Raw genomic sequence first — 19,177 nt, forward strand, 5'->3', positions numbered from 1 at the left:
GTCAAAAAAGAGCTGTTAATCAGCTCTTTTAACCAGAATATTTATTGGGAGTAATTGAATAATGAAATATTTCTATGTCCTGATCTATAAAACCTCTTCTTTGAGCTGCTTTAAGGGTTTGATACATATTTTCTCTTCCAACGCCATTATCGGTATGAATGTAAATTTTATCTGCTCTTAATCCCTTTTCGCAAATGTACTTGACCAAATCATATCCTGTAGGTAATAAGTTTCCATCCTTATCTTCACCTAAATCGTGATCTAGAGAAAGTATATGAACCTTATAGTTTTCAAGGTAATTTATTGCTTCTTCAATATTTCTTGCAACTGTGAATCCTTTTGGACAGTCCCTTAGATCATCCACATACAGATTTATAGTCTCGCTAATCAATAGAATTTCCTCCCACGATATTTTTATGGATATACTATGTGAATTAACTATAGTATACAATTATTCCTTCTTGAAGTGATTGTCCTTTAAATCTTTTACGGTTGAATACGATACTCAAATGCACTGAGTTGCCATTTTGGAAGCATATTTATTAGAACTTCAGCTGGTTTGTTCTATACCTCTACTATATAAAATAATATTGTATTAGTACCAACTTCTTTCATTGTTATTCATTTAGCTTTGACACTCCCATATTAACCAAATTTAAAAACACCATTTTCATGAGGATGGTAAATCCAATTTTCAAAAGTAAATAATATCCAGAGAGTGTGATAAAATATAACAATAACGCTGTACAAAGTAACTTACTTTTATTGGAGGTTAATAATATGGAAAATAAGAAACAAAGTGGAGAGAGTAAGATGCCTCCCAAAGCTAAGCGAACAGCTAGTAAAGAAGAGATTAAACAAAGATTTGAAAAAGCAGTTAGAACACACGGCAAGACCATAGAGAGACTTAGCAAGAACTAGAATATTCCTAATAGACGATCTGGTAATATAAAGCTTCTTTCTTACACTTTCATAAATAAAACACTTAGCATCTTTAATCAGAAACTACGTGTTCTCCATAATCTTATTTATGTCTTTCCGCTACCACTTCCTTAAATTTCTGCTCCGCTTCTTCATAAAAAGACCTTAATAGTCTGCGATCTTCGATTATCTGGTCACGCTTCCCCAGCAATTCATTTCGTTGTTCATTGAAATAACAATCTGAACAATCTTTAGAACAGAATCGGCGTACCCTAACATTAGAATCATACCTAGTAACTGGCACCGTCCAAAATTCATCTGCTTCATTGCTGGACACTTTCTCTTCACACTGATAACACTTGAAACTCCATGGCTTATTTGTGTTTTTCCTAAAATATTTCTTACGATACCCTTCGTCTAACTTTTGTAATTCTAAATTAACCTTTACTAATTCCTGCATTAGCCTATAATCTAGATCCATCTAATCACGCTCCCTATATTGTTTTCTGACTATTTATATACTACCTATTCGAAAAAACTATTAATAGTATATTTTTATTATATAACAAACAATACTTATAGTATATGGCAATATATCGTTTTCTCCCCAATCCTAAAGGGTGAGGTGATTAAATAATGGACTTAGTAAAAATAGTGGGTGAAAGAATCCGCTTCTATCGTAAAGAACGTGGTTTAAGCCAAGAAGAACTGGCTTTTCGTGCTTCATTGCATAACACATATATTGGCCAACTTGAACGTGGAGAAAAGAATGCTACCATTGAAAGCCTTGCAAAAGTCTGTGCAGCATTGGATATTACATTAGCTGTTCTCTTTGAGGATGAAGCTAGTCAGCCCAAAGTACTTAGCTTCGAATTAGAGCAAATTATAGGTATATTAAAAGGAAGGTCAAGAAAGGATCAACGAGCTATTTTGACGTTTATTGAATCTTTGATAGCATGGAAGGATAACGAGTAATTGCTACCAGGGGGAGGCTCTCTTGTTGAGTGTTGGTGTGTTTACAATTTACTAAAACGCAACACACCTCTAGGCTTTTGAGAACAGAGAGAACGACACTAGGATATATACAATAAAAATCTATTGAATTTGACATATAACATATGAAATTAACCTTAGTAGTTTATTGGTAAATTTAATTTTACATAAATTCGTTGTAGCTGCTTCTTCCCTGCCAATCATCTTGTGTTTATATGAAAGTGAATCTAATCATTTTCTTATAGATGTAGATTTACTTCATTTAATGTAGTACTTTCCTCTTCCTTCCCTATTTAGCAAAGCAAAATAGGATTAACAGGTAGATAATATATTTTTGTATATAACTGTATTTAATAGTAGCCATTTGAGAGCTACAACTAGTCTATAAAATAGACGTTCAAAATATTATTAAAGCCCTAATAGTCTATTTGATAGATTATCAAGGCTAAAATATAGCTCCTTATTTTAGGAAGTTACTTTATTATTTTAAAAATTTCATCTTTCACAGTATCAAATGTCTTTTCTATTTCATCACTATAGTTAGAATATGGTTTTCCACCAAAGATTTTATTTTTTAATTCATTAATAGCATTAATAGAATTAGCATAATATTTTTCTTCTTTTACAAAAATCATAGTAGCATTTATTACGACTTTTTTATCAGTTATAAATATTTCTCCTGTATCCTCAATTAACATTTCTGACATACTATCAATCATTTTTTTACGAAAAAAATGAACCCATTCACTTAAAATAATATAGGGATTTTCTGAGGCACCATTAATTATATAGATATTACGTCCATCAAAATCAACTACCTTCCTAATAAAGCCTTTTTTTGTTAGTGAGCTTATTGCTTTTTTTACAGTACTTAATCCAAGAGTTGTATTAACTCTTATATGTGACTCCGTTACTTTACAATAGCCATCTGAGTAAGCTTTGGTAGTACTTGCCCAAGAAATTAATTCATAAAGCACCTCCTTTTCAGTAGATGTAAGAAAGTGGCATCTCCTTATTACTTCAGGTACTATAGTAAATGTGCCACTATGTTCATTAGGAAAGAAGATTTTCTCACCTTGTTCCCCATACACCTTTTCTTCTATAGACTTAAACGGTCTATTGATTAAAATATCTAGAAATTGTTTCATTATTTTATTCACCCTTCTTTGATTTTATTGTTCCATTGATCTGGACATATTCTATATACGCTTTATGTGATAATGAGTTAAGGCAATTCGTAAAAAAAATAGCATTTGTCCAGCACTTCTCCGGTGGACTCAAGATTCCAGGAGTAAGGCATAATTAATGTAATTGTTTTTACTTAGTTCCATCCCTTTCACCTTACATGTTGAAATCCGCACCACTTTTCACGAAAAATTTTCCGTAGGTATTACTTAACTCCCACTCAATACCACTTCAATAGTTAAATCCCTAGACACCGGGGTGGGTATTATAATATTCCTAATAAACCCTTGATTTTTATTCGTGGTGTGCGTAATACAAGATTGACAAACTATAACGTATTAATGTGAGTTTAAAGGTTATAGTTTTTACAACAGCCTGTTGTTTATTTGCTGCTCTAGTCTGTGACTTTTATAAACCTTCCTACTTCCTTCGCTCCTCTTATACGCTCCCTGTTTAACAGAGTTTAATTTTTTATTTTTTATTTAATTTCTCACATAAACATAGGTCTCCAAAAACAAAGAGAAAGTAGCTATTAACAATAGAACTTGTTAATAGCTACTTTTATAAAGTTGTTTTCATTTTTTATTAGTAAGTAATTTCTATATACATACTAGTTTGAGTGCTTTTAATGCAAAACTGGGAGGGTACAGTAAAAATTTTAAAACAACACTCGCCTTTGATTTCATCTTGGGACTATATAAAAGAAAAGGTTGATTTATTGTAAAATAGTAAAACTATCGGTGTGTTTTAGTAAAAAGCACGACGTTAAAACACCTTGGATTAGAAGATATATTTCCTAGCTCATCTTATGTGAATTGTTATTTTCCTATGTCTTATATTAATTTCTCTCTTTCCTCTTAACTCCTCTCCTCCTTCCTCGTATAAATCAACAGAAGCAATAAAACATTGCGGGGATTAAAATGAAGAGGAGCAATTACAATGAATGCAGAGATAATGAATACAAAAATAGAAGAAGTGGTTATGAAGGCAGTTCAGAAGGCTTTATTAGCCACTCAACATCAGTTTATGGATAGTGGGTGGCTATCCTTACAAGACGGGGCCAAGTACGCTGGTGTCTCCTACAACACATTTATCAAGTTCCGTAGAAGGGGTTTACAAGTATGTGAAATAGAAGGTATAAAGCGTGTATCACGTAAAGAGATTGATCGTTTTTTAGAAGATCATAGCTATTAATAATAATTTATGAGGATTTTCCTTTAGGTTCGATTATAATATCACTAGAGGTAAATCCTCTCTTTAATCATTTGCCCCCGCAACTGATTCAGGAGGAATTATCATGGTAAAGAAAAAAGTATCACCAATCAAAAGCTATAAGCTAAAAAGTGGTGAGACACGATACGAGTTTCCAGCTTATTTAGGTGTTGATCCTTTAACCGGTAAACAAAAGCGTACATTGAAACGTGGCTTTAAAACACGTAAGGAAGCAGAATTAGCATTAGCTCGTATTAAATTAGAAGTTGCAAATGGTACGTACCAAAAAGAACGTGCTGAAACGTACCAAGAAGTTTACGATCTATGGGTAAAGCAATATGAGAAGACTGTGGAAGAAAGCACTTATGTAAAAACAATGGGGGTCTTTAAAAATCACATCTTGCCTGCGATGAGTGCTTATAAAATTGAAAAGATACATGTCGATATATGTCAGAGGCATGTGGATGAATAGGCGTCGAAATTAAAGAAGTTCCGCATGGTAAAAGCCTATGCTGCTAAGGTTCTGGACTTTGCGATTAAACGTGGCTATATCCAAACAAATCCCTTTGCACATGTAGATATGCGTACTAACCATTCTAAAAAGGCTATAGGAGCAGATGAGGATAAAGCCGAGAACTTCTACTCACGTGATCAGCTTAAAGAGTTCCTGTTATGCTTAGAACGGGAAAGTAATTATAAAGCGTATGTTTTATTCCGCTTACTAGCTTTCAGTGGAATGCGTAAAGGTGAAGCATTGGCTCTTACATGGAATGACTTAAACTTCAAATCAAACGAACTGCGTATCAACAAAGCCCTTTCACGAGGCAAAGATAGCAGACTATATTTAAAATCTACTAAAACAGGTGATTCCCGTACAATTAAAATGGACGATAAGACAATGGCAATCTTAAAAGATTGGAAGAAAAAGCAGAAACAAGATTATCTCATTCTAGGATTTAATACAATGCAACCTAAACAGCTTGTATTTAGTAATACACAGAATGAATACTTGCAGCCTCCAAAAACCACTAGGTGGATAACGCACATACAGAAAAAATATAAGCTAGGCGAAATTACAACACATGGTTTACGTCATACACATTGTTCTTTATTATTTGAAGCCGGTGCTAGTTTGAAGGAAGTGCAAGACCGTTTAGGTCATAGTGATGTAAAAACGACGATGAACATTTATGCACACGTTACAAAGAAAGCAAAAGAAGAAGCAATAATGAAGTTCTCTAGCTACATTGAAATCTAGTAGGTGACTACGCTTTGACTACGTTTTTGACTACGTTCGATTGATACTCAATTGAAACTAGATGATATAGTCAAAAAGAAAAAACCCTTGAATATCAAGGGTTTTGACATGTGACATAAACCATATAATTTCCTAAGAATAAACCATAAAGTTCCCACGCTTAGAGCCACATGACTTTAAAGAATTTTTAAGAAGAATATATTATAAAATATCTTAATTAAAAATCAAAAATAAGGAAATAACTATAAAGCTCTCTACTTTAGGAAAACTTATGCTTTATTTTTATACTTTAGGAAATTATATAATTTATTTATTTTTCTTGAAATTATGATACAAATATGAAACAGCGAAAAATCAAATCACATTTTAAATTAGACTTCCCTCTAATTCTGTAACCACATAAAAATGAGCTAGGATATTTTCTCCTGGCTCATTTTACTTTAATATTATTTTTGACTAACGCACCCGTTAATATAAGGTTAGCCAGATTTTTCTGGTTGACCTTTAGTTAAAGTGAAACATTTCACTAACTTGTTCGACTAATTAAAGTAACTTGAATTTAAAAATCCCGATAATCCTAAAAATAAGTTAATTACCAAACTGTCCTTCCCTTTCTACTTCCCCTAATTTCTTTCCAACTTTAACTTGCTTATTTAAATATAGATACCCAACCAATGATGTAATACAGATTACACTACCAATTACAAAATATAATGTCCGAATACTTAAGAACTGAACGGTTACTGTAGCAAATAATATACCTAATGGTAACATTGTTCGCATTATCAATAAGCGAACCGAAGTCACTTTTCCCATTAAATGATTTGGAATTGAACTTTGGATGAGTGTAATGTTGTAAATATTAAAAATAGCAATAGCCATACCTGCCATGCATTCTGTCAAGACAGCAATAAAATACCACGGTGTAATACCTAAAGAAATATATGTACATCCTCCAATGAATAACGCAGTAAAAAGAATGCCTATACCCTTAATCTTTAATAGCTTGGAATTAAGTAAGGCTCCTATTGTGTAACCAATTGGAAAAGCAGACATAAACAATCCATAAGCCGAATAAGGTTGGTTTAATATTGTAGTTATATAAGGTAAAGTTGTCACGATTGTTACGCCTACACCGAATTGGACAAAGCCGAAAAATATACCCAGCCATACAATTAACTTATGTTTGAAATAGGATTGAAGTCCTTCTTTAAACTCTACAATCCACGGTTTTCTAACAGCCATTTTTATATAATTTTCATTTATTTTTAACAAAGTAACAGCACTTAGTGCAAATGCGATTGATATAATAACTAGTATCCACTCTATCTCTAAGACATCTACTAGGACACCTGATAAAAGCGGTCCCATAACCGCCATGACTTGTCGAACGGACTCTAATGATGCATTTGCTTGTGATAGTTTTTCTTTTTCAATGATCGTTGGTAAAATGGCTTGATTTGCCGGTGTGAAAATCGGCATAACTATTCCAACAATAATTTGAACGATATAAATAAAAGTTATCGTAAAGTTATCTTGAAAAAGAAATAAGACCAAAACAGAAGCGAGCAACATTCGGATTAACTGACAACTAATCATTATCCATTTACGACTCCAACGATCAATATATGGTCCAATAAATAACTGCATAAAAAAAGATGGTATGTAGTAAATCAGCCATACCAACCCTAAAGCAGTGGGTGAGCCTGTTAACTCGTAAATTAAAATTGAATTACATGCAGTAAATAGAGCACCGCCTAATTCCGAAGTTGCACTACTCAGCCAAATAGAACGAAAGCTAGGATTGTTAATCAATAGTAAGTCACCTTCCTTTTTATCCTCTTTTTCAATTACTTTCTTAAATATAGGTTTAGTTCTTCATATAAAAATGCGACCGCATTCCTTTTAAGTGAATACTTAGATTCAATGATTTCCACTAATTTAGCTGATCTCAGAATTTTGAGGTGATGATGAATTGTAGATTTACCAATGTTTAATTGAGTAGTAATGTCTTGTAAAGTACGGTCGTTTTCGTACAGTAATTTAACAATCCTCATTCGTACTTCATCTCCTAATGCCTTATGTTTAAGTACTAAAAAGTCATTTGGTGTATATCGATTATTTGGTGTAATACTTTCATTCGCTACGGGATAATAAAATACTTTAGTGCCTTCAATATCTGACTCTATATTCCAAGGCCGATATATATATTGGGGTATTAAAAGAACATTGTTAACACTTGGTTCTGGCATATAAACAATTCCTCCAGTTGCCCATTCAACCAGTCTTTCAGAAGTCATTTTGTCGGACATTTGCTTTTTCATATCATAGTCAGTTTGTAGTATTGTATTAAGTCCTTCGAGATCTTTATTAATAACAGCTTCGTACCAACCTTTCATCACTACTATAAGGTGTTCTTTTAGAAAGCTGACATCTGTTGTACTAATGAATTCAATGTATCGTGGAAAAAAGGGATTGTTGCTTGTTAAGTATTTCATTTCCTCAATAGCCGCTGCCTCGCCTAATGCTGCTTTATTTCTTATGAGTTGAAATTTCATGCCAACAAAGGGTAAACAAATAAATTTAAAATCTGTATCTGAAATATCCTTTATGTAGGAAGTAAACTCCAATAAATCATTAAATCTTTTCTTATGTAACAATTGAAGTAGGGCCTTCCAAGTATTGTTGCTTTCAACAAAGTTCAAATGCTCTAATAGTTCTATTGATAAGGATTTTTTCAGGTCTTCCCAATAATCCTCTGGGTTTTCTAAAGTTTTAATAAATGGGGTATTGGTTATTGCAGCTATCCCCAAAGCACACTCCCATAAAACTGAGTATTCTAGCTGAATTTGATAGGATTCTCTTTTCTTACTTGTAAGATTTAAAACATCCACTTTAACACCTCTTTAATATAATTTATATTTTCTTAATATTCATTCTATATTAATAGAATGCAAAATTCAACATATATAGAATTAAAATTCCTATTAAATTTAAAATACCCCATTCGTATTGAATGGGGTATTTAGCGTATGTATGTAAATTTCTTATTGTTCCATCAAGTTACTGATAGGTAAACATTCAAATTATCTCAGGCTTCTCCGCTACTTCAATAGGAATCTTCTAGTTTACCAATATTCTTTTAAAAAAGCCGCTGATTAGTGGTTATTCCTATTGAATTTATTCCAGAAGAAACCTTTTAAATCTCTCATTTTCTTACTTATTTGCTTTTTTTCACTACACCTAATTCTTCCAATAGATCACTAAGTATTTCTCTATGGGAATTCTTCCAAAAAAACTTGGGTTTTTTTAACTCTTCTTCTATATTAGATGAGGAGGGAGTAATACCATCATTCATTAACTTTATAATGATACTTCTAAGGTCATCTTTCATTTTTATATTTTTTTCATTTATGTACTCTTTATATTTATTTACTATTATTTCAGTTTCATGGGGAAGTTTTTTACGTAATGTTTCAGTTTTTTTATACCCTAATATTTTTGTAATTTGAGATAAAGAAAGGGGTGGATTATTTTTATCTTCATTTTTAATAATTACTCTCCTCAGTTCTTCCTTCAGTTCATTAATTTCATATTTTTTTTGATTCTTATATAAATTATTTTGGTAAATATACTGAGGTAGTCTTCTTATTTTTTCTCCCATAATATATTCTTCGTGAGAAAAAAATTTGTTTAAAGAAATTGAAGTAACATAACCTAATTTTAATACCGAATATAATGAAGCCTTTCTTTGTCCATTTTTCCAATAACTATATAATCTTCTTGGAATATTAGAAACTTTAAAGATATCATTTTTCTTAATTCCATAGTTATTAGCTATTAAGTTGATAATATATTCGATATTCTCACCATAATTTATCCATTTCTTATTATTATATACTCTTTCTTGCTGATTAAGTATAAGTAGTTCTTTTATATTTTCAATGATCCATTTTTGCCAAACTATATAATCTTGTGGCAATTCTTCATATTTTCTACAATCTGTTAAACCTAAGTAAGTATCACATATATAACAGTGCCCTGTTCTTCCACTCCTTGTCATATGATATTGTATATTATTACAGGAAGGACAACTATTAACTAACTTACATCTATGTTCGAAACAAACTTCCACTACCTCAAAACTCCATAATAGTTTTTCATAGATTGGACTTTTGTTATTTCTACAATCTTGAAAACAAAGAGGACACCAATATTTAGTTGATCGAACTTCATAATCTGATAAAAAAGAGTTAAAGTTTATTAAAGTAAGATTTTCCAAATTCTTTATGGTAGTTAAATTTGTTAAAGCATACACGAGTTCATTTGAATTATAATGGAAATTGTTAAAAGCAGATGACTTATTTGCTTTGATTCCATCTCTAGGAAAATTTTCCTTTTCTAAAAATGGATAAATAATTTTAGTAAATAAAACCCCTAACGTTATATTATGAGCTGAACTTAACCTAGTAACATAGCTTGTAAGACTTTCTATATTAAACGTACCAACTCCAATTGGATTCATGCTATAAAGTAAACTGCTTTTAGGGAGATTGTTTAAAATATTTTCCAAATCGATACCTCCATAGTATAAATGTTAGTTTAGTAGCACATTAATAAAAATACCATTTTTTCATTTCTATTTTTTTTCAAATAATTTTAAATGAAAACTATTTTAAACCAACATCATCTCTTGTAGGGTTTCTTTTTCCCGGAGTAGAAACTTTTTTTATTATTTTTTCTTTTACATCATCTTGTTTTGTTCCAAGGAGGGCCCTAAGTTTATCTTTATCACTATCACTTTCTTTAAAGACTAATTCTCCACTTATTGCTTCGTTTGCCAAGGTTAAAAGTTTTTTCGTTTTTAACGCGTTCTTTTTTAAATTGGTATAGGTAATAGTTGGTTCATCATTTTCGATAGCCCCTGCTAGGCATCTCCTCAACCAGTCTTTTAATATTCCTGCACATCCTAGAGAATTCTCATATAAATATTCTGAGTATGCTATTAAATTAGGTTCTTCTTGGACAGGTAGTAGTCTTTGAAATGTCAACAGAATAGAATGAAAATTCTTTTTATCTACTCGTATTGTATAGTCATATCTTGGAAAGTGAATTTCTTTTACCCTTCTTGACAATTGTCCATCTAAATTAAATACTGTATTTAAATCATATGTTCCAAACAAAACAATTTTTGTATTACTCATGTTTGCTAATGATTTTATTGAATTAAATTGTCTTTGATTTTTCTCGCCATCTCCTCTTTTGTCTGAATTAATTTTAAAAAAATGTTGCGCTTCATCAATAAGAAGTGCCTTTGTTTTTCTATAATAAAAAGCATTTTCTATTGTTCTACGTAACACCGCTGCAGTCCCTGAATTATTAGACTTTAGGGTGTATTCCTTATTCTTCAAATTATTAACATCAATCTTATAATCAATTAAAGGTTCATTTAATGAAGTGAGTACACGATAATAAAAATCTTTCCAATTAAACTTCCCTAAGTCTGGATTTGGGAGTTCTATTCCGGTAATAGGTATAATACTTTTATCAACTTCAATCTCTTCAACCATATCAGTTACAATAGATTGAGCAGTTGCATAAAACAATCTTGATTTTCCTACACCAGATGGTCCAACCACCATTATAATATTATGATAACCATTATAGATTTCATTTTTTAATTCGATTAATACCTGTTTCATTTTTGGATGGCTAACAGTAAAATCATCAAAAAACTTTTCACGTTCTTCTTTAGATTTTGTTAGTAGCTCTTCACTAAATAATCTTTGTTTATTGATCACTACACCAACTCCCCAAAAATCTCAAGTTCATCGTCTTCATCTTTTGCATCTTCTTTTACAAGATCTACATTTTGTTTTGGAACCTGTATATTTTCTAAAACATTTAGATCCTTTTCTAAAGGTTTATACTTTTCTATAGCAAGTATTTCTTCTATTCCTTCTGATTCGAGAATATAACTAGCTATCATTCTTGCTGTTATCGTATTATTTCGAGAATATAATTTTCTCTTTTGCCTAACCTCTTCTGCAATCAATTTTATTTGTTTCTCTGTCTTTCCATTTAAATATTTATATTGTTCAGATAGGCATTTTACCCATTGATTATCTATAAATGCATAAGCTATCCCAATATTAAATGGATCATATTTAACTTCTAAGTTAGTAGCTTCAATTTTAGGATTCCTAAATTCTTCACACCAATAATATGAATAGCTTAGTTTAATACCTTGACCAGGATGGACCTTTCTTGTTTTCCCTTTGGGAGATGGTAAAGTCATTAATATAAAGTTTTCATCGTAAGGAATGTAAGTATTTGAGCGATTACCTGACACAGCTATAGATTCCACAAATGCTTCTTTTGGAGTTTGATTAAGAGATGGATTTTCCTTATTGTCATATATATTACTAAACCATGTATCAAGTCGTTCATTCAAAGTCTCAAGTCTCCACACTGCATGATTTTTTGGATTTCCACTTTTAGTTACTTGCCTTACATTTTTAGTGATTTGAGTATTTCCTCTTAAATTGTGAATAAATAACTCATTTGTAATTCCAAATAACCGCTCAATAACATGACCGTATCGTGCCTTTGCTGCAGGTCTTTGTTTTTTATGAACACTGTATAACGCTAGCAATGATTCAAAATATACACTACTGAATTCCTTTCCTCCATCGACCACTATATAATTTGGTAAACGATTAGTTCTTTTCACACATTCTCTAATCACCATCATACAAGACCGGTAAGACGGTTCTTCAAAGGTTAAATAATATGCAAGAATTCGTCTAGAGTAAGCATCAATCATTAGTGTAAGCCATGGTCGCTTAGAAACCTTTCCATTAATATTTAGCTCAATATCTAGCTCAGTGTGATCAATATGTGCTATCTCAAAAATTCGTTCCCCATGTCTTGGAGTAGTAAATTCAAGTTCAATATAAAACTCTTCATATTTATAAGATGCCCTACTACCTTTCCTAGCTTTTTCAATATCATATAATGCTCGATTATTTATTGTTTCACAAAAGGTGGCATATGATGGTACATACAAATTAGATTCCTCGCACTTTACAAGTAATTCGCGATAAACTTGTTTGGCAGATTTAGATTTTATTGTTTCATAACTTTCAGATATCATCTTATACATCAATTCTATAGTCTCAGCAGGTAACTTCGCATTTCTATTCCCTCTTTTTTTAGTTTGAGGTAGTAGACCTACATACCCATTGCCATAAAGTTCTTCTGCATCTTTATACTTTTTCACCCAGTTGCGGAGTGTTCTGTCTGTTACATCTATAAATTCTATTTTTTCCCCGTTTAAATACTTAACAACAATCTCATACTTTTTGTTTGCTTCTATTAAATCAGTTTCATTCGCCTGCAAAATCATCTTTTTTAGTTCGATACTTTCCTTATTTTCATCCTTATCAGCCCCAAGAATATACCCGTCTAATATATACGATTCAAATAAATTAATAGGTAACTCAATATTTTTATTTTCATCCCTTGAATATAAAAAGACTATTTTACTTTCGTGATCATAATTAAGAATTGTCCAAACTGTATTCCCCCAAACGATATGATTTCCGCTATTCAACTCTATTGTATTAGTATTTCTCTTCCTTCTAGTTGAATTCTCAACTAAAGAAAAAAGTTTATATTGTTCTATATTTAAATAAACTTTTACATTTTCTAAATCAGTTATTAATTCATTATATAAATCAATATATATAATTTCTTTAACTATTAGTGCATATATATCATCAGCATTAAACTGAGTTTCATCACTTAGTAATAATTCTTTTAAAGTTATTCCAGGAGCTTCTTGAATAGATTCCTTTATTCTTTTAATTTTTGTTTCATTTAACACATAATCTTTAACAAAATAGTCCTCTAGAAATTCAAGATTACGTTGAAGATTCCAATTTATTTCTGAAGATGAGTGAATAAGAAAGTCTAGATTATATTCAGCTGCGAAATCTTTTCCAGGAGTAAATATCCATTGCTCATTCTCCCTAAGGTATCTATCTGGATTACTCTGAGATTTTTTAATAAGCTCTTCTTCCGTTTTGCACTCAACCCAATATGCCCTTTCTTTTTCAATCACAAAAAAATCTGGTGTATTCAAATAAGCCATTTTTTTGTTGTTCTTATTACTTTGATAGTAGGTAAGTTTTATTTGTGGTGGCTGATCATAATATTCTAAAACATTATCGTTATATTCCAACATGTAAATAGTAGGTAATTCCACCTTATGACTTTCAAATTGAATAGTAACTCCCATTTTTTTACTACTATACCGACCACTCACGTTATGTTTACCTCCGCCAACTCTCCTTGCTGGCGGTGACTGTCTTACACGTTGTATTTCATTCTTAGCATCGTCTGTTAAGTTGAGTTTAATTGCCCAATCTTCAAACTCACTATTACTCATCATTACTACTCCTCCCCTTTCTCCTGTAAAAATTTTCTTGAGCCAATAGGTCTTTCCAATATTCTTGGAGGATTCTCTCCTTGAGCAGCCCCTTTTTATTAGATTTATTCTGAATTTTCTCACTACTAGGATATATACCCTCATTTACTAAGTAATAAAAGGCTTTTTCAATTTCTTTTTTTAATTCTTCTATTCTCTGTTTTGATTTTTGATTGATATACTCTTTATATCTTTTTGAAATTTGTTTACAATAATCCGGAAAATTGCTATATAAGATTCGTTTATCGTGTTCTATTATTCTAGCAGTAGAAGCCATTGAAATTGGAGGCTCATATATCAGTGCTTCCTTCAGCCTACTTTCAATAGAAGTAAGGTCCAGTTTTCTTCTAATAGCTTTGTCTTTATTAATATTCTTTTTTTCAATCTGATGGTTTAAATCTATATTTTCCCAACTTTTTGTGAGGAAATCGAAAATTGTAGTCTCTAATTTATAACAGATAATTAGTAATCCATCTAAGGTAGGGATATTTTCGGATTTAGCCCAGGCTCTTAAAGTACTTTTAGGAATACTTAAGAATTTAGCAAAACTATTTATATTGTCTGAAAAAAGATTGTTATTGATATCATTTAACTGGTTACTAATATTTTCTTGAGTGAATATCTCACTAGGTTTTAATCCTATTAAGCTTTCTATATTTCGATATACAAATGAATGCCATTGCCATTCCTGCTGGTTAATCTCTTTTCTAAGTTGATCCTGTATTAGCAAGTTAAAACAGTTGGGACAATGACCTGGGATCATTTTTCTACGCAGTATATCAATTTTCTTGGTGCATGATGTGCATTTTTCAATAAGATAACACTTATGCTCAATACAAATCTTTATAGGTTTTAAATACCAAATTAATGGATAGTAAATAATCTTGTGTTCAACGTTCCATTTCTTTATACATTCTGGACACCACGAGAAAGTTTCTTTTAGTAAATTTCTTAATGGAACTAAATCTTTTAATTTTAATAGAGTTAGGTTTAATAGATCTCTTCTGGTTGTTAACCTTTCCAAAACACAAACCAATTCAATTGAGTTATTCGTGTATCCATTTATTGTTTTAGCACCTTCATAAAAACTGTTACCACCGTATATAGAGCTTCTTGCCAAATAATCTTTATGCATTTCAGGAACCACTAACTTATTTACCAAGTGGCCTACTTGGATGTTATGTTCATATGAAATCCTGATTAAGTAACTACTCAGACTTTCTACTAAACCTGTTTCAATTCCAATAGGATCAATGTTATATAAGATACTTCTATGGATTTGGTTCAGTCGTTATCACCTCGAATAGTAGTTTCATCTCAAGAATTTTCTTGAAAGATTACTATTATTATTGGCAATTTTATTATTGATTTATTCATTTTCCCCTAAATTTTTTTACTAAAAGTACTGCCTTGTCGAGTTGACATCAACATTCCAATTTCACAAAATAAAAAGAAGTCAATTTGAATGTTCCAAAATGACTTCTTTTTTTTTATAATAAAGACTTCTATAATAAATAAGTTTATGAATTTAAGTGGTAGAATAATAGAAAACAAAAACCACGAGTAATAATATATAAAAATTTCGGTTACATACGAGTCAGCAGCAAAGAACAAAATAAGGAAGTCAATAAATTCCTTGAAAAATTAGGACTTGATGAGAGAGATATTTTTCTTGTGGTGCAATTCTTGAAACGGAAACAGCTTTTTCCTCAAAAGGATATTGCTGAGCATCAGTTATCGAAAAAACTTCAGAGACAGTACTACAAACAACTACAAACAACTGCAAACAACTGGCTTAAGATCGAAAGTAATCGAAATAAGCCAATAAAAAATACATTGACTTATATCGGCCTACGGAAGGAAGGTCTCTTAACAGAAATTTTTTCCACGTCCACTGAGGGTATAAAAGGAAATTTAAAAGTGTTTATTGCTAAAATTGGCGAGGACTATCAACGTCATCCTGTTATTTATATTGTTGGATACGCAAATACTTTCCTCTTCCAAGATAAAAATAAACTTGATACAAAGATTAAAGCACTCGAAGAAGAAACAGCAAGACTATTATATAATAGAAGAAAATTAGATAAATTTATATTTTTTCTTTCTTTCTTTCTTCTATTGAAGAATCTTTAACGATTCATTAGTTTTAAGAAATTTATGTTAATAGCGCTCGTAATCACTTTCCAACTCTCTTCGTGCTTCCAGTTCCATTTCTGCCAAAATTTCATTTTGATGAGAAAGCATACTATCTACAGCATCTAAGAATGTAAATAATTCATAAAAGCATAGCGAAACATTGGTTACATCAAATCTTACCTTTTTGTCAAAGTGGAATTTCAAAAATTTATTAATTGGATATCTAAATTTGTCGGAAGTAATATCTAAATTGTGTAGTTGTTTAATATAGAGCTCGACATCATTAATAGTTGAACTGTCATCGGGAACATCAGAACTTATAATTATATAATTTTTTATTACATTCCAAAGTCCTTCTATACTATGCTTTTTATTTTTCATTTTATTTGCTGCTGTTTGATTATCGAATTGACAGTCTTCGACTAAAATACGTTTTAAAGCCAATTCTATTCCATTTCTATACATATAACACATTGGTAAGAACAGGTAGACTTTTTGATCATCTTTAATTAATTCATATAAATATTTACCACTTTCCATATATCCCTGAATATAAGGGTAATAATTATTATTATTGAAACCTTTCCAAATCACAGCTTGCTCAAGATAGCTTCCACTAGACATTAAAAATTCGGGTTTGAACTTGATTAAGTCCTTATGATCGATTTCATCCGCCTTATTTGAAATCATAGTTAACAATTTATAAGCAGTATTCATATTAGTACCTAAAACCCTCAAGTTGATATGGGTTTGCTTTTGAAAAAATGCTTTCATTTTTATACTGAATGGGTATCTAAACATATCAGACTGCTCATCACATTCAGATATATTAGTCAAAAAAGTTTTCAACCATTCCCTTTCCCTTTCCTTCAAGCTAAGATCATCTGCTGGTACCAATAAACTTATTTCATCATATGCATATTTTAGATTGTGTCTAACCCTTCCTATAAACTCCACTCTATCATTCTTTATAGTTATATATTTAAAGGCTATAGATTTTAAGATAAGCTCCAAGCTTTGTCTGTATAAATAAGTTAGGCCGAAGAGCCAAAAATCTTTTTTAGTATTTTCATTTGTTTCTAAGACATGGTTCACTAATAAATTTGCCGCTGATATAAAATTTTCAGAGTAAACGTAAAACTCTCGTTCAATATCACCCGTATTTTTTATTTCTAATAAAGGAATGCTCTCTTTATCCACAAATTTAAAGTTCCCCTTTTTTCTTGGCCAATACATCCTACTCCTCCTCCTTTCTTAATTGTTCATTTTAATCTCACCGATTGCAATTTCATATAAAAAGTAATCGGTATATCTAAATTTAAATACGATTTAATTTCTGTATACTTTTCATTTAATTTTAAAAAAATTCGTTAAAAGTACTCTAACTAATTAATCTAGAATGTTCTTCCTATAATTCTGAATGTCATTTAATAGCTCATTTATATTCTGATATCTATCTTCTAGATCATCAAGACATTTTAATATCATATCAGAATATTCCCCCTTCAATCTTGGGATTGATAATAGCTGATCTTTAATTCTACTTCCTGCTGGCGGTCTTCCAGTTAACACAGTAAACCATACAGCTCCTAAAGAATAAATATCCGATCGTGGGTCTAAAAGACTTGGATTCTCTAATAGTTCTGGCGCTGTGTAATGCCCACCTACAATATTTTCTCCAGACCTAGTTATTCTAGAAACTAATTCTTTTTCTAAAAAAACGCCTAAACCAAAGTCAATAAGTCTAAATTGATTAGGGCGTGCGACCATAATGTTACTTGGTCTTATATCTCTGTGAACAATTCCTACTTCGTTATGTGCATAGTTTAAAGCCTCACTTACTTCTTCAATTAATACAAGAGCTTTTTCTGGGGTCAGATTACTATGGTCTTTCAACACTTTGTTCAAGTCTTTACCTTCAAAATGTTCCATTTTAATAAATGGAATTTTCCCTGTTAATCCTACATCATAAACTTTAATAATATTTGGATGATGTAATTTAAATAAGATTCGTGCCTCTCTAAAAAATCTCTCTAGATTTCCTTCACCTCCATTCGCAAACGCAGGATTTAGCACTTTTATAGCAAAACTCATTTTTATTAACTCGTTTTCTACCTTATAAACTTGTCCGAATCCACCTTCACCTATTAATTGATTACGTTCATACTGTGGAATCAAAAGAAAGTTTGACTCTTCTAATCTATCTACCATTGCATTAAATACTTTTGCTAAATACGTACGTCTTTCAGCATAAGAACTATATTCTTCTTTTATAAATCCCCAAAATTCTAATTTACTCCGATATTTCTTTACAAACTCAGGAACTAAATCGTTTATATTTGGGATACCTATTAAAATTTTTCGAATTCGTGCATACTCAGAATCTGAAATATTTGATGAACCACCAGTAGCATAAATAATTAACTCACTCTTAAAATATTCTATTAGCTCAAGCACATCATCTTCTTTTGGAATTTCTATACTCTCCATTTTTTTCCTCCTAGACAATCTGGCTCTTAGCTCTCTTCAAATTATTATCTACCTAATTTTTTTGAAATGTCACTAAAGTAAGCATCATTTCCTCCTTAAAATATTATCTCTATTATACTTGATTTTTATATTACACTTTTCGATAGTTTGACTAGAATTTCAAAATGAAATCGAAGTAAAAAAAGAGAAGCTAGGGGTGCCTTCTTCTCTTTTAATTAAAATCTCATTTCTGAGTCAAAATATTCATTCATTTATTACTGTTTACTATAGTAAACTTCCTGGGAGAGTCAATTCTTAGAAAGGGGACAACTACCATGCTTAATAAAAAGAGAGTATCAGCTCTATAAAAATGGGATTGAGAGGTGCTAGGGTCTATGCTTCCACTTTCTTTGGGAATTTCCTTAAGATATTCTCAAAGAAAAGAACCCCTGTATCCAACCATATGATAGGATGCAGGGGGTTCTTCTGGAGATTTTTGTAGACCAAATTAA

17 protein-coding genes are annotated in these 19,177 nt (G+C 31.1%); 6 read left to right on the forward strand and 11 right to left on the reverse strand.

Annotated features, from left to right (window positions below; genetic code table 11):
* Positions 1-28: 28 nt before the first annotated feature.
* Positions 29-391, reverse strand: coding sequence for a cyclic-phosphate processing receiver domain-containing protein (locus tag MKY94_RS15120; RefSeq protein ID WP_342577306.1), 363 nt, complete (start codon positions 389-391; stop codon positions 29-31).
* A 389-nt stretch (positions 392-780) separates the two neighbouring features.
* On the opposite strand from MKY94_RS15120, the gene MKY94_RS15125 reads away from it, so the two are divergent.
* Positions 781-921, forward strand: coding sequence for a hypothetical protein (locus MKY94_RS15125; protein WP_342577307.1), 141 nt, complete (start codon positions 781-783; stop codon positions 919-921).
* A gap of 103 nt (positions 922-1,024) precedes the next feature.
* On the opposite strand, the gene MKY94_RS15130 is transcribed toward MKY94_RS15125, so the two are convergent.
* On the reverse strand, positions 1,025-1,402 hold the full coding sequence (locus tag MKY94_RS15130; RefSeq protein WP_342577308.1) for a hypothetical protein: 378 nt from the start codon (positions 1,400-1,402) through the stop codon (positions 1,025-1,027).
* 155 nt (positions 1,403-1,557) lie between these two features.
* On the opposite strand from MKY94_RS15130, the gene MKY94_RS15135 reads away from it, so the two are divergent.
* Entirely contained in the window at positions 1,558-1,896 is a 339-nt protein-coding gene (locus tag MKY94_RS15135; protein WP_342577309.1) for a helix-turn-helix transcriptional regulator, read from the forward strand.
* A 491-nt stretch (positions 1,897-2,387) separates the two neighbouring features.
* On the opposite strand, the gene MKY94_RS15140 is transcribed toward MKY94_RS15135, so the two are convergent.
* Positions 2,388-3,062 (reverse strand): hypothetical protein, encoded by a 675-nt coding sequence (locus MKY94_RS15140; protein WP_342577310.1) that lies wholly within the window; start codon positions 3,060-3,062, stop codon positions 2,388-2,390.
* Positions 3,063-4,038: 976 nt separating this feature from the next.
* Between MKY94_RS15140 and MKY94_RS15145 the strand changes: the two genes are divergently transcribed.
* From MKY94_RS15145 to MKY94_RS15155, 3 genes are all read left to right on the forward strand, one after another.
* Positions 4,039-4,293, forward strand: a complete 255-nt coding sequence (locus MKY94_RS15145; RefSeq protein WP_342577311.1) for a helix-turn-helix domain-containing protein — start codon at positions 4,039-4,041, stop codon at positions 4,291-4,293.
* 103 nt (positions 4,294-4,396) lie between these two features.
* Complete coding sequence (locus MKY94_RS15150; protein ID WP_342577312.1) at positions 4,397-4,783, forward strand: Arm DNA-binding domain-containing protein; 387 nt, start codon at positions 4,397-4,399, stop codon at positions 4,781-4,783.
* Positions 4,784-4,807: 24 nt separating this feature from the next.
* The gene (locus MKY94_RS15155) at positions 4,808-5,569 is read left to right on the forward strand and encodes a site-specific integrase (RefSeq protein WP_342577313.1); all 762 of its coding nucleotides are present in this window, start codon (positions 4,808-4,810) and stop codon (positions 5,567-5,569) included.
* A 588-nt stretch (positions 5,570-6,157) separates the two neighbouring features.
* Here MKY94_RS15155 and MKY94_RS15160 read toward each other — a convergent pair.
* From MKY94_RS15160 to MKY94_RS15185, 6 genes are all read right to left on the reverse strand, one after another.
* Positions 6,158-7,384, reverse strand: coding sequence for an MFS transporter (locus MKY94_RS15160; RefSeq protein ID WP_191697721.1), 1,227 nt, complete (start codon positions 7,382-7,384; stop codon positions 6,158-6,160).
* A gap of 35 nt (positions 7,385-7,419) precedes the next feature.
* Positions 7,420-8,463: a winged helix-turn-helix domain-containing protein gene (locus MKY94_RS15165; protein WP_151113201.1), complete on the reverse strand. Its 1,044-nt coding sequence runs from the start codon at positions 8,461-8,463 to the stop codon at positions 7,420-7,422.
* Between the two features lie 326 nt (positions 8,464-8,789).
* On the reverse strand, positions 8,790-10,142 hold the full coding sequence (locus MKY94_RS15170; protein WP_151113198.1) for a TniQ family protein: 1,353 nt from the start codon (positions 10,140-10,142) through the stop codon (positions 8,790-8,792).
* Positions 10,143-10,239: 97 nt separating this feature from the next.
* Entirely contained in the window at positions 10,240-11,370 is a 1,131-nt protein-coding gene (locus MKY94_RS15175; protein WP_225321646.1) for an AAA family ATPase, read from the reverse strand.
* The gene (locus MKY94_RS15180) at positions 11,370-14,024 is read right to left on the reverse strand and encodes a TnsA endonuclease N-terminal domain-containing protein (protein ID WP_151113196.1); all 2,655 of its coding nucleotides are present in this window, start codon (positions 14,022-14,024) and stop codon (positions 11,370-11,372) included. The genes MKY94_RS15175 and MKY94_RS15180 overlap by 1 nt, the downstream gene beginning before the upstream one ends.
* Positions 14,014-15,348 carry a TniQ family protein gene (locus MKY94_RS15185; RefSeq protein WP_151113193.1) on the reverse strand — a complete coding sequence of 445 codons (1,335 nt, stop codon included), beginning with the start codon at positions 15,346-15,348 and terminating at the stop codon, positions 14,014-14,016. The genes MKY94_RS15180 and MKY94_RS15185 overlap by 11 nt, the downstream gene beginning before the upstream one ends.
* 398 nt (positions 15,349-15,746) lie before the next feature.
* Between MKY94_RS15185 and MKY94_RS15190 the strand changes: the two genes are divergently transcribed.
* Complete coding sequence (locus MKY94_RS15190; protein ID WP_151113191.1) at positions 15,747-16,193, forward strand: hypothetical protein; 447 nt, start codon at positions 15,747-15,749, stop codon at positions 16,191-16,193.
* 27 nt (positions 16,194-16,220) lie between these two features.
* On the opposite strand, the gene MKY94_RS15195 is transcribed toward MKY94_RS15190, so the two are convergent.
* Positions 16,221-17,432 carry a hypothetical protein gene (locus MKY94_RS15195; RefSeq protein WP_151113190.1) on the reverse strand — a complete coding sequence of 404 codons (1,212 nt, stop codon included), beginning with the start codon at positions 17,430-17,432 and terminating at the stop codon, positions 16,221-16,223.
* Positions 17,433-17,585: 153 nt separating this feature from the next.
* The gene (locus MKY94_RS15200; RefSeq protein WP_151113188.1) at positions 17,586-18,686 is read right to left on the reverse strand and encodes a serine/threonine-protein kinase; all 1,101 of its coding nucleotides are present in this window, start codon (positions 18,684-18,686) and stop codon (positions 17,586-17,588) included.
* Positions 18,687-19,177: the final 491 nt, after the last annotated feature.

The sequence above is a fragment of the Psychrobacillus sp. FSL K6-2843 genome, from assembly GCF_038626375.1.
Taxonomy (GTDB): domain Bacteria; phylum Bacillota; class Bacilli; order Bacillales_A; family Planococcaceae; genus Psychrobacillus; species Psychrobacillus faecigallinarum.

Excerpts from the sequence above, each read along its gene's own strand:
- MKY94_RS15125 (WP_342577307.1), top strand. The coding sequence starts at position 781 with ATGGAAAATAAGAAACAAAGTGGAGAGAGTAAGATGCCTCCCAAAGCT.
- MKY94_RS15130 (WP_342577308.1), bottom strand. The coding sequence starts at position 1,402 with ATGGATCTAGATTATAGGCTAATGCAGGAATTAGTAAAGGTTAATTTA.
- MKY94_RS15135 (WP_342577309.1), top strand. The coding sequence starts at position 1,558 with ATGGACTTAGTAAAAATAGTGGGTGAAAGAATCCGCTTCTATCGTAAA.
- MKY94_RS15140 (WP_342577310.1), bottom strand. The coding sequence starts at position 3,062 with ATGAAACAATTTCTAGATATTTTAATCAATAGACCGTTTAAGTCTATA.
- MKY94_RS15145 (WP_342577311.1), top strand. The coding sequence starts at position 4,039 with ATGAATGCAGAGATAATGAATACAAAAATAGAAGAAGTGGTTATGAAG.
- MKY94_RS15150 (WP_342577312.1), top strand. The coding sequence starts at position 4,397 with ATGGTAAAGAAAAAAGTATCACCAATCAAAAGCTATAAGCTAAAAAGT.
- MKY94_RS15155 (WP_342577313.1), top strand. The coding sequence starts at position 4,808 with ATGGTAAAAGCCTATGCTGCTAAGGTTCTGGACTTTGCGATTAAACGT.
- MKY94_RS15180 (WP_151113196.1), bottom strand. The coding sequence starts at position 14,024 with ATGATGAGTAATAGTGAGTTTGAAGATTGGGCAATTAAACTCAACTTA.
- MKY94_RS15195 (WP_151113190.1), bottom strand. The coding sequence starts at position 17,432 with ATGTATTGGCCAAGAAAAAAGGGGAACTTTAAATTTGTGGATAAAGAG.
- MKY94_RS15200 (WP_151113188.1), bottom strand. The coding sequence starts at position 18,686 with ATGGAGAGTATAGAAATTCCAAAAGAAGATGATGTGCTTGAGCTAATA.